We start from the raw sequence: 11,559 nt of genomic DNA on the forward strand, positions 1-11,559 counted from the left end.
CGACGTCCCAAGTATAAAAATAGAGAAACCAGGCTGGCTGTTCTTTAGCTGTTATTTGGCCATGACTTAGTTAATATCACTTACAACTGTAATGCCGCGATGACTAACGATATGACCACTATCGCCGTGACATACTGCCTAACTTTAAAATATGTGTGATTGATAATCTGCGCTCGATGAAGGCTATAATCAATAATCAACAGACTTATAAAACCAATCACTAATAGCCAAATAAAACTACTGGCTGACAAGATTAAAAACCCAAGCCAAAGGCCAAGCGCAATGACATTACTATACAGTGGAAGTCTAATAGCCCACTTATTGTCGTCAGCTAAATCTAAATGATTACCCCAATGCGCGCCTGCCATAAATGATGCAATCACTAGCCCATAAGCACTTAATATATCGACTACTGAACCAAGTACAGGCACGGTAACAACGTCTATCATCAGCAAAAATGCACAGGCAACAAACGGAATAGCACCTGCAAAAGTGAGATAAGGACTGGGCTTTTTCATTGTTTAAACCTATCTTATAATTAATCTAATAATAGTTGTCACTTGTTGAGTGGGAGTTTTCAACATACATTAGTCACTCTTTTGAGTGTTACCTTGCCACTGACGAATAAAATCACCGTTTGGATCGTATTGCTGGGTTTGCTTGTCGAGATTAAACTGTCTGCATCCTCTTGGGTCAGCGCCCACGCCTGCCAGATATTGCCAATTGCCCCAATTGCTGCCGACATCATAATCAACAAGATGTTGCTCAAAGTAAGCTGCACCATACCGCCAATCAAGGCCTAGCTCATGGATAAAGCAGCTGGCAACCAGTTGTCGTCCGCGATTCGACATATAACCTGTCGTGCGCAATTGGTTCATGCATGCGTTGACGATAGGATATTGTGTTGTACCACTCTTCCATTGCGCTAACAGATTTTCGTCCAATTGAGTTGAAGGCGCGTGCTGAGCGATGCCTTTAAACCAAAATAGCTTTTGCCGATGGGTAACAGCATACCAGTAGAAATACTCACGCCACAGCAGCTCAAACCATATCCAGTAGGTAGAGTCATTTGCGATAATATCGCGCTCATAGCGACGCAGACGATTCAATACTGTGTTTACAGACAGCGAGCCGTTTGCCAGCCAAGCGGAAAGCTTCGTAGAATGTGTCCAGTCATCAAGCGCGTTTCGGGTTGTTTTATAAGTGCTCGGCGCATCGGAATCAAAATAGCTATCTAAGTGCTTGAGGCCATTTAACTCACCACCTGTAAAACTGGATAGCTGCTGTGATGGCTTATCAAGCCCTGCATGATCAGACAACTGCGATTCAAAAAAGTACTCGTCCCTACTCTGCACACTTTCAGGCAATGGAGCAAGTGATTCTGGCGTTGGAGAAATGGCTATATCTTTTTCTGCATGCAGCAAATCATAATCAGTTTCTATTTGTTTACGAAATTGCGTAAAGCTTTTGGGTAAGCTCTCTAGCGGTAACTCGTCAAACAAAGTCGCTGTTGTTTGAATGTGCCACTGTATCTCTGGATATTTCGCCTGTAGAAGCTCATATACTTTGTTTTGATTATAATCTGCCGTCTGGCTGACGCAGATATCTGTCACTTGTTGCTGCGCTATTAGATCACTCAACTGAGTAAAGACGTCCAATGCTTCATCGTCTTTCTGTAAATACAGCAACCTATTACCACGCTGCATCAATGACGCATTTAAATCAGCTAGGCTATCATGCAAAAACTGCTGGCGGGCTTGACCCATAGCCTCATAACGATAGGCATCGTAATGGTCTTTATCATCTAATATATCTGTCAACGATGACGCATAAACCAATAGCAGCTTTCCATTAGTGGAGATTTCAGATGCTTTTAATAGAGTGGCATTGTCCGCTACCCGCAAGTCATTATGGAATAGCACCAATGTGACATTTCTGTTCACTAAGTTGTTTGCTAAGTTGTTCGCTGCTTGATTTGACATACCCTATCCTTCTGGCTGTTTAGCGCTTATTTATTACTTTTAAACTTTAACCTTGAAATATCATATACGGTATAACACATACTTAGCATTCAACTATGATGCGAGCCTAACACTTGTAAGGCAATGCGCTCAGCCCCAGAAACCATTTATAAGCATTGACTCTCATGTATCTGACTGCTTAAATGGCTTACCTCTAGGAGAACACCATGACTCAAAATAATACTACGACTGAAGAAAATAAATCAGATGAAAAGCGTAAACTTATCAATCGATTTTTGATGAGACTGACAAAAGAGCAGCCTCAAATGTATTACGCGACCACCTCTGAGATATCGCGGAGTATTCATACGATGATAAAAGAACACACAAATCGCCTGTCAGTAGAAGAACAAGCCTTGGTAAGACGGATGACGATTGAAGAGATTGAAGGATTACTGGGCTTTCATGCGAGATAAGAGATTGACTAACTCTCAGATATACCGCTTTCCATAAACTTCCTGATGTCACACAAAAAAGACCGCTATCAAAGCGGTCTTTTTATTAGCTATCAGCTAGATTTAATAGTTAATTTAAGACAATTAGAATGGATATTCACGTGGTTCATTTTGCATTGAGATCCAATGTGTTCTAGTGAACTCTTCTAGCACCCATTCGCCGTTGAAGCGACCAATACCTGAGTTTTTCTCACCACCAAACGGCGTGTTGCTTTCATCATTGACTGAGATATCATTGATGTGGGTCATGCCAGCTCTGATACCGCGAGCGAAGCGCAGACCTTTTTGCATATCAGCAGTGAACACGGCACTAGACAGACCATACATAGAGTCATTGGCGATCGATAGTGCATCGTCTTCGTCTTTGGCACGGATGATACCTACCAGTGGTCCAAACACTTCATTACGTGATAGATCCATTTCGCGAGTCACTTCAGTAAAGATATGCGGTGGTACGACTTGGCCTTCAATCTCGCCACTTAATATCATTTTTGCGCCTTCTTCCTGCGCTTTAGCGATTTTTTCTTTAAGCGATTTGACTTGTTTTTCGTTGATGATTGGACCAATAGCGGTGTCTTGCTTATTAGGGTCCCCAACGTTCAATGTTTTGACATGCGCCAAGAAACGCTCTACAAAATCATCATATATCTCGTCTTCCACAATCACTCTGTTAATCGCGATACAGATTTGACCTTGATGTAAGAACTTACCAAAGGCAGCAGCTTTTACCGCTTGCTCAATATCAGCATCTTTTAATACAACAAATGGACTATTACCACCCAGCTCGAGTGCTACTTGCTTGATGTACTCACCGCCATTGGCAAGCTCACCAATGTGCTTACCGACTGAGGTTGAGCCTGTGAATGACACCAAACTTGGCGCTTTATGTTCGACGATTGCATCACCTATCTCACTACCTGAGCCGACCACGACGTTTAATAGACCTTTTGGTAGACCTGCTTCTTCAAACACTTTAGCCAATAGCAAACCACCTGTTACTGGTGTATCGCTAGCAGGCTTGAGTACCACTGCATTACCAAGTGCTAAGGCAGGCGCGATAGAGCGCTGCGTTAAATGTAGTGGGAAGTTCCATGGGCTAATAACAGCTACCACACCGATTGGCTCACGATAAATGAAGTTTTCTTTACCAGGAGTATTCGATGGGCGAATCTCACCATGGACACGATTAGGGAATGTCGCTGCTTCAAGGGTAATCGCGCGCGTCGCACCGAACTCGACCATGGCTTTGATACGTGTGCTGCCCGACTCTTTGATTAGCCAATCAACGATTTCTTCTTGGCGTTGATCGAGTATGTTTACGACTTTATATAACACTGCGGCACGCGCTGCTGGTGTCTGCTTGGCCCACGCTTCTTGAGCTTGGGTCGCCGCATCATAGGCTTCGTTCAACTGATCTTTGGTCGCTTGCTGAATCTCTACAAGCGTATCACCGTTATATGGGTTGGTATTGGTGTTGGTGCTATCATCTTTACCAGTTTGCCATTCACCAGCGATGAACTGCAAATGGAAGTCACTGTATGCACTCGTAGTATTGGTTGGCATAATCATCCTTATTTTTAATTTGTTATGTTAAGTATTGGTTTTCGATTATTAAAATAAAATTGTTAAGTCGGCGATATCTTAATGAGAAAATATCTGGCAGGTAGTAAGTCTGAAATCGTTACCAAGCTATCAATCAATAGTCATCAATTAAAAAAGCTCTAATGAAAAATGATCTTTAGCAATAAATACTAACGGTAACGGATAACAACAAAACCTACCTTGCTAGACGACTGGTCTAATGCTACCATAACTACTAATAAAACAAGACTATTTTGTCAGTGAATATTGTTGATAAAACGTAACACATATAACTATATCCTATTACAATACGCCATCAACGTGACGTTCAAATGAACGCTAACTGTTTTAACTGACTATCTAATGCATACGCTAATACAAGCAACTACTAAGGGAGATAATCCTGTTTATGTCTAATACAGACGCAACGACACCAGATACTAAAGCTCATTTACTTGCCACTGGCTACCAATTAATCGCCAAAAAGGTTTTACCGCTGTTGGTCTAAAGCAAATTTTAGATACAGCAGGTGTGCCAAAGGGTTCTTTTTACCATTATTTCGCTTCTAAAGAAGCCTTTGGTGAAGCCATTATTAATCATTACTTTAGCTTATATAAGACTCGGTTGGATGTCATCGATGCACAAGATGTCAGTGCACAGCAAAAGCTATATGATTATTTTCAAAACTGGTATGACACCCAGCAGAATGGCTGTGACCATGAGAAATGCTTGGTAGTGAAGCTCAGCGCAGAGGTAGCCGATATGTCAGAAACCATGCGTAAGGCACTCGATACTGGCTATCAGCAGACGACCATGTGGCTCGCTAAGCAGATCAAAGCTGGCTGGCTCGATGAGTCCGTCCCTCGTCACGATAACATCTCGGCTGAGAGTATGGCCAAGCGTTGGTATTTTGCATGGCTTGGCGCAAGCTTGATTGCAAAGATTAGCCAAACCAATACCCCTTTAGCAGAAATTTGGCAGATGACCACGACCCAAATGGGACGCTAATCGTCAACTGTTCGGATTTCTAGCGACTGCACTTCTAACGTAACCATTAAGGCACATTGAATATTCATAACGCTCATAGATAGTAGCTGTCAGTACTATGCTTGATTATTCAGTGTGCTTCATTGCCTTCTCTTTTTTAAACGAATTTCTTAAAGACATTTGAATACGGCTTAGACAGTTATACGAGAGTTTTGTAAATATAACTAGACGACTGGTCTAATTGGTGTACAATGCGCATAAATATTAAGAATGAATGTCTATACGAGCATTGCTTATCATTCATTGATTGATATCAGACAATATCCCATGTCAAAACCATTTAATTGAACCGTTTTTATTAAAAACTTTTTATTACTAATTAGGAATCTTATGAATAACTTCCAATACTACAACCCAGTCCGTATCGTTTTTGGTGAAGGTCAAATCGAGCAATTATCAGATCTAGTCCCTACTGATGCGCGTGTACTCATTACTTATGGTGGTGGTTCAGCACAGCGTACTGGTACTTTAGACGAAGTGAAAACAGCATTAGCGGCAAGCGGTAACCGTACTGTATTTGAATTTGGTGGCATCGAAGCCAACCCAGAATTCACTACGTTATTAAAAGCCGCTGATATGGTTAATGAGCACAACATCGACTTCTTATTAGCAGTTGGCGGTGGTTCTGTGATTGACGGCAGTAAATTTGTGGCACTAGTATCTTCATTGACTGAAGAAGACGGCACTGTCTCACGTGACCAAGCTTGGGATGCCTTAACTGGTTATTGCAAAAACATTGATTCTGCTGTCGACTTGGGTGCTGTATTGACCATCCCAGCCACAGGTTCTGAGATGAACTCAGGCGGCGTCATTAACTATAGCGAACGTCAAGCAAAACTACCGTTTGGTAACCCATTGGCCTTCCCTAAATTCTCAATTCTAGATCCAATCAAAACACTTACCCTGCCTGAGCGTCAGGTTATGAATGGTGTGGCTGATGCATTTGTTCATGTAGTGGAACAATATCTGACTTACCCAGTAAACGCTAAAGTACAAGATGCCTTTGCTGAAAGCTTGCTTAAAATCCTTATCGATGAAGGTCTAGTTGTTAAGCAAGATCCAGAAAACCTAGAAACACGTAAAAACATTATGTGGACAGCGACCATGGCATTGAACGGTCTGATCGGTACTGGTGTACCACAAGACTGGACAACTCACATGGTTGGTCATGAGCTGACGTCACTACACGCTATCGATCATGCACGTACGCTAACCATCGTATTACCATCAGTCATGCGTGAGCTCAAAGAAAGCAAAAAGAAAAACTACTTCAGTATGCGCGTAACGTATGGAACATTACCGATACTGACCTAGATGACGATGCCATCATCGAAACGGCTATTGTCTACACTGAAAACTTCTTCCGCGAGCTTGGCTTGCCAGTTAGCCTAGAAGACGTTGACTTGACGGAATCAGCGATTGATCCAATCATCAAGCAGCTTGAAGTGCATAACATGGTTAAGCTTGGTGAACATGGTACTAACGACTTAGAAGTATCACGTCGTATTCTGCAGCGCGCTGTAACTAGCAAAGCGTCTTAATAAGCGCTATAGCAAAAACTGTCAGAACAATTATAAGAAAAATCGCGACAGTAATAATAAGTACATATCGTTATGCTATTTATAGTAGTAGCTATTCCATGCTGAGTAGCTGCTACACTTAACACCACTATAATAATGACAATTAATAAATATAAAGGAGTCCTACAATGAGCTTCGACAAACAACAGAATCAACAAACAAACCGTCAAATCAAATTGGCTAGCCGTCCTAATGGCGAGCCAACTGCTGACAACTTTGACATGGCGACTAGCGACATTCCTACGCCAAAAGATAACGAGATGCTACTACGCACGGTATATCTGTCACTAGATCCATATATGCGTGGACGTATGAGCGATGCAAAAAGCTATGCAGACCCATTAGAAGTCGGTGACGTCATCATGGGTGGTACCGTAGCGCAAGTGGTCGAGTCAAATATTGACAACTTCTCGGTAGGCGACTTAGTCGTATCAAACTCAGGCTGGCAAGACTACAGTGTCAGTGATGGCGAAGGCGTCCTGAAACTGGACAAAAACATGTCAAACCCTTCTTATGGTTTAGGCGTGTTAGGTATGCCAGGGTTCACCGGTTACATGGGTCTGACTGATATCGGTAAACCACAGAAAGGCGAGACTTTAGTTGTGGCAGCAGCAACTGGACCGGTCGGTGCCACTGTCGGTCAAGTGGGTAATCAATATGGTCTGCGCACTGTCGGTGTGGCAGGCGGTAAAGAGAAATGCGACTTTGCGGTCAATGAGCTTGGCTTTGACGTCTGTATCGACCACAAAGCCGACGACTTCGCTGAGCAATTAAAAGCAGCATGTCCAGATGGTATCGACATTTACTATGAAAACGTTGGCGGTAAAGTATTTGATGCAGTGATGCCATTACTTAACGACCACGCACGTATTCCAGTATGTGGTCTGGTATCACAGTACAACGCAACTGATTTACCGGATGGCAAAGATCGCCTAGGTATGTTAATGGGTCTTATCTTAAGCCAACGCCTAACTGTCAGAGGTTTCATTATCTTTGAAGAGTACGGCGACCACTTCCCAGAGTTCTTAGAAACCATGAACAAATGGGTAGAGTCAGGCGAAGTGAAAACCAAAGAGCACATTACTGACGGTCTAGACAATGCCCCAGATGCATTTGTCAGTATGTTAAACGGTGATAACTTTGGTAAAACCGTAATCAAAGTATCTGACGTTAAATAATTATTGGTTAAGCATTGACTAGTTAAGCAGCTACTGACAGTTAGCAATCGTTGTGAATAACTACTTAACAACATAAATTGTTAATATCACTACTGAAAGTTGCTTACAAAGCAGGAATAATGCTAACAGTCATTATTTGCATCTAGGCTAATTAAGTAAAAACAGCTAATAATGCAACGGAAAACTTATGACTGTTGGCTACATAGTTACTAACACATAAATAATAAACAAGGATAATTATGAACATTTTAATGGTACTAACGTCTCATGACCGTTTAGGCGATACTGGCAAGAAAACTGGTTTTTGGCTAGAAGAATTTGCTGCTCCTTACTACGCATTTCTTGACGCTGGCGTAAATGTAACCCTAGCCTCTCCAGCTGGTGGTCAACCACCACTAGATCCTAGTAGTGACACAGAAGACACGCAAACCAAAGACACCACTCGTTTTAAAGACGACAAAGACGCTCAAGAGCATCTGGCTAACACCAAAAAACTTGCTGACATGAACGCTGAAGACTTCGATTCAGTATTCTATCCTGGTGGTCATGGCCCATTGTGGGATTTGGCAGTAGATAAAAATTCTATCAATCTGATTGAGACTTTTGTTAAGCAAGACAAGCCTGTTGCTTTTGTTTGTCATTCTCCTGCAGCACTTAAAAACGTTAAAGTCGATGGCGAGTACTTAGTAAAAGGCAAAACAGTGACTGGTTTTACTAACTCTGAAGAAGATGCAGTTGGCCTAACAGACGTAGTACCGTTCTTAGTAGAAGACGCATTGAAAGCCAATGGCGGTAACTACGAAAAAGCGGCTGATTGGGAATCATTTGTCGTTGAAGATGGTTTACTAGTCACAGGTCAAAACCCTGCATCATCAGAAGAAGCTGCTAAGCGTCTAATGACGAAGCTGAAAGGTTAGTCAAATCCACTACGCAATAAGGTCGATACTATGATTCGCTTACATCATCTCAATCAATCACGTTCATTACGTACGCTATGGCTTTTAGAAGAGCTAGGCGTTCCTTATGAAGTAGTCAGTCATCAGCGCGATGCCAAAACTCATTTAGCACCAGATTCTCTAAAAGCTGTACATCCACTCGGTAAGTCTCCGGTTATCGAAATGGATGGACAAATTTATGCTGAGTCAGGTGCTATCACTGAGCTGTTGATTGAACGGTTTGCGCCAGAGCGTCTGCGCCCTGCTACAGGAAGCTCAGACTATGGCTACTATCTACAGTGGATTGATTTTGCAGAAAGCTCGCTCATGTTGCCATTAATGCTTGAGTTATTTACTAACAAAGCAGGCATCAACGACAATGAGTTTTTAAACGGCTATATCGAGACAGAAAAAACCAGATTGTTTAAGTATCTGGATACCTCGGTTGAAGGTAAGTCATTTATTGTAGGTGATAAGCTAAGCGGTGCCGACTTTATGCTGTCATTTGATTTGATTATTCTTGCGAAGCGTCAGAAACTTGACGCCTATCCGCATATCAAACAGTATGCTGAAAAGCTAGCCAGTCTTGATAGCTATCAGCGTGCGATGCAGCTAGAAGCGAAATACGATGAATCGATTTAGTACTTAGTATTATTAGTACCTAGTATTAATTGATACCTCGGCATTAGCCAAAATACTATGTATTGACTGACCAATTTTTCGATACACAAAAACAGCTCTGTATAGAGCTGTTTTTTATGCGTATAGCATTTTTTGCTTGTTGCATCGTTTGTTTTAATGTTCCTCACATTGCATGAAATACCGCTATATCTTTATTCAATAGCGCCAATGAGTTACGCGCTAATGACAAAAGCGCTATAAAGATTATGATAAAATATGCCCTGCATCTCTTAGGTTATCTTTCCAGTTTGACCAGCATTTATATCAGTAACTCCGCTGTTTTTAAGCTATGAACATTCATCGTACTGACCTGATTTTGCGTCTGGAATCTGTTCTATGCCATTCTATTTCCTTATACAGATTATGGTACGTCCATGAGTAACGAATATCAGTTTAAGCCCCACGAACAACCTATAATGGTAGGCTCTCCTGCCAACCCTGATCATCCTGCACGCCGTAAATTATTTTACTTACTGATTGGAATTTTCGTTGGTCTCACTGCTAGCTTCCAAAACGGTCTACTCGTCGCAAATCTTACTCAAATTCAGGGTCAACTGGGCTTAACGCCAGCTGAAGGTGGCTGGATATCTGTTAGCTATAATATGACTAATGCCTGTATCACCGTTCTGCTGTACAAAATTCGCCAACAATTTGGTATGTCACTGTTTAGTAAAATCACTCTGTTCTTTTTGTTGGCTGCCACGAGTTTACAGTGGCTAATCAGTAGTCATCTACTAGATACGCCTAATATTGGAATTGAGCCTTATTATCTAGAGATTGTCGCAAGGGGACTTAGCGGTATGGTCGCAAGTGGCATGACCATCTTAGGGTTATTCTATTGTCTGCAAGGTATGCCAACCGTTAAGCGTACCAGTGGCTTAATACTGGGTTTTGGCTTGATACAGTTTGGTATTCCATTATCACGAATCATCTCGCCCTATCTCGCCATCGACGGTCAGCTTGAGAATTTATTTTTATTTCAATTTGGTTTGGCACTGATTTGTTTTGGACTGATTAATATATTAGAGCTACCACCAGGCAATACGGAAAAAGTATTTGAGAAACTCGACTTTTTAAGCTTTGCCTTTTTTGCGAGCGGTTTGGCGGCATTGGCTGTAATTTTGGTGCAAGGTAGGATTTTATGGTGGACGACGCCTTGGCTCGTCTATCCACTGATGATTGCCATTGTTGGGATTGGCGTCGCTCTATGGATTGAAACACATCGAAAAAACCCGATGCTACAAGTCCGCTGGATGCGTAGTCGCAATATTATTGCCTTTATGATTACTGGCGCAGTCATGCGAATTTTGCTGTCTGAGCAAAATGTCGGTGCTGCAGGCCTACTTGCTAATTTGGGTTATGGTAACGATCAGTTAGTTACTTTTTATGCTGTCATAATGGCTGCCAGTGTGTTGGCTTTGGTGATTAGTATTTTTAGTACCAATCCAATGGACTTGCGCCGTCCTGTTATTTTTGCAGTGGCATTGATTGCTTTGGGTTCTTGGATGGACGTTGGGGTCTCTATCAACTCTGCACCTTATATGTTTTATATTAGCCAGTTTTTGATTGCATTTGCCGCAGTATACTTCATGGGACCTTTGGTTTTCGAAGGATTTCTGCGTGCTATTGCCAGTGGGCCTGCTTATATCATTAGTTTTTCGGTTATCTTTGGTATTTCCCAAACGGTTGGTGGATTGGCAGGTGCAGCGGCTATTCAGGCATTTACGACCATTCGTACACAGGCCCATTATGCAGATATGGTCAGCTCACTGAACTTGGGTGATCCTACGTTCAGCGCTCAAATTGCCGGTACTCGTAGTGTATTGTCAAACCAAACGACGGACACAGCGCAAGCGAATGTGGCTGCAATGAGTCAAGTGTTGCAAGGGATTCAGCGCCAAGCAACTGTCTCCGCTTATAGCGATCTGTTCTTTTTGATGGCCAGTTTTGCTACTTTCGTTACAGCTATTTTATTGATCAATTATTTTTATAACCGTTACCACAAACGCAATCCCCTTGCTAAAGAGCTTGCCGTTATTGCAAAAATGCGTGAGTCAAAATAACTCAGCTTATTATATTAA

The 11,559-nt window shown here is 42.0% G+C and carries 9 protein-coding genes and 1 pseudogene; 7 read left to right on the plus strand and 3 right to left on the minus strand.

All coding sequences use genetic code 11. From position 1 onward, the window contains the following. Positions 1–80 precede the first annotated feature (80 nt). The gene (locus ACOBWA_RS08195) at positions 81–518 is read right to left on the minus strand and encodes a DUF3429 domain-containing protein (RefSeq protein WP_404692883.1); all 438 of its coding nucleotides are present in this window, start codon (positions 516–518) and stop codon (positions 81–83) included. Between the two features lie 69 nt (positions 519–587). After that, entirely contained in the window at positions 588–1,982 is a 1,395-nt protein-coding gene (locus tag ACOBWA_RS08200) for a DASH family cryptochrome (protein WP_420229005.1), read from the minus strand. A gap of 206 nt (positions 1,983–2,188) precedes the next feature. On the opposite strand from ACOBWA_RS08200, the gene ACOBWA_RS08205 reads away from it, so the two are divergent. Further along, on the plus strand, positions 2,189–2,437 hold the full coding sequence (locus ACOBWA_RS08205) for a hypothetical protein (protein ID WP_010201084.1): 249 nt from the start codon (positions 2,189–2,191) through the stop codon (positions 2,435–2,437). Positions 2,438–2,560: 123 nt separating this feature from the next. Here the strand turns inward: ACOBWA_RS08205 and ACOBWA_RS08210 are convergent, their stop codons facing one another. Next, positions 2,561–4,039, minus strand: coding sequence for an aldehyde dehydrogenase family protein (locus ACOBWA_RS08210; protein WP_420229006.1), 1,479 nt, complete (start codon positions 4,037–4,039; stop codon positions 2,561–2,563). A gap of 549 nt (positions 4,040–4,588) precedes the next feature. Between ACOBWA_RS08210 and ACOBWA_RS08215 the strand changes: the two genes are divergently transcribed. The 6 genes and pseudogenes from ACOBWA_RS08215 to ACOBWA_RS08240 all read left to right on the plus strand — a co-directional run bounded on the left by ACOBWA_RS08215 (position 4,589) and on the right by ACOBWA_RS08240 (position 11,541). Next, positions 4,589–5,065, plus strand: a complete 477-nt coding sequence (locus ACOBWA_RS08215) for a TetR/AcrR family transcriptional regulator (protein WP_420229007.1) — start codon at positions 4,589–4,591, stop codon at positions 5,063–5,065. Positions 5,066–5,434: 369 nt separating this feature from the next. Further along, positions 5,435–6,645: pseudogene (locus ACOBWA_RS08220) on the plus strand (iron-containing alcohol dehydrogenase). A gap of 167 nt (positions 6,646–6,812) precedes the next feature. Continuing rightward, the gene (locus tag ACOBWA_RS08225) at positions 6,813–7,862 is read left to right on the plus strand and encodes an NADP-dependent oxidoreductase (RefSeq protein WP_420229008.1); all 1,050 of its coding nucleotides are present in this window, start codon (positions 6,813–6,815) and stop codon (positions 7,860–7,862) included. A gap of 239 nt (positions 7,863–8,101) precedes the next feature. Beyond that, positions 8,102–8,779: a type 1 glutamine amidotransferase domain-containing protein gene (locus tag ACOBWA_RS08230; RefSeq protein WP_201607834.1), complete on the plus strand. Its 678-nt coding sequence runs from the start codon at positions 8,102–8,104 to the stop codon at positions 8,777–8,779. A 30-nt stretch (positions 8,780–8,809) separates the two neighbouring features. Continuing rightward, positions 8,810–9,439: a glutathione S-transferase family protein gene (locus ACOBWA_RS08235; protein WP_057760525.1), complete on the plus strand. Its 630-nt coding sequence runs from the start codon at positions 8,810–8,812 to the stop codon at positions 9,437–9,439. 413 nt (positions 9,440–9,852) lie between these two features. Continuing rightward, on the plus strand, positions 9,853–11,541 hold the full coding sequence (locus tag ACOBWA_RS08240) for an MFS transporter (RefSeq protein ID WP_420229009.1): 1,689 nt from the start codon (positions 9,853–9,855) through the stop codon (positions 11,539–11,541). Positions 11,542–11,559 lie beyond the last annotated feature (18 nt).

Source organism: Psychrobacter sp. ER1 (assembly GCF_048631835.1).
In the GTDB taxonomy this organism is placed as follows: domain Bacteria; phylum Pseudomonadota; class Gammaproteobacteria; order Pseudomonadales; family Moraxellaceae; genus Psychrobacter.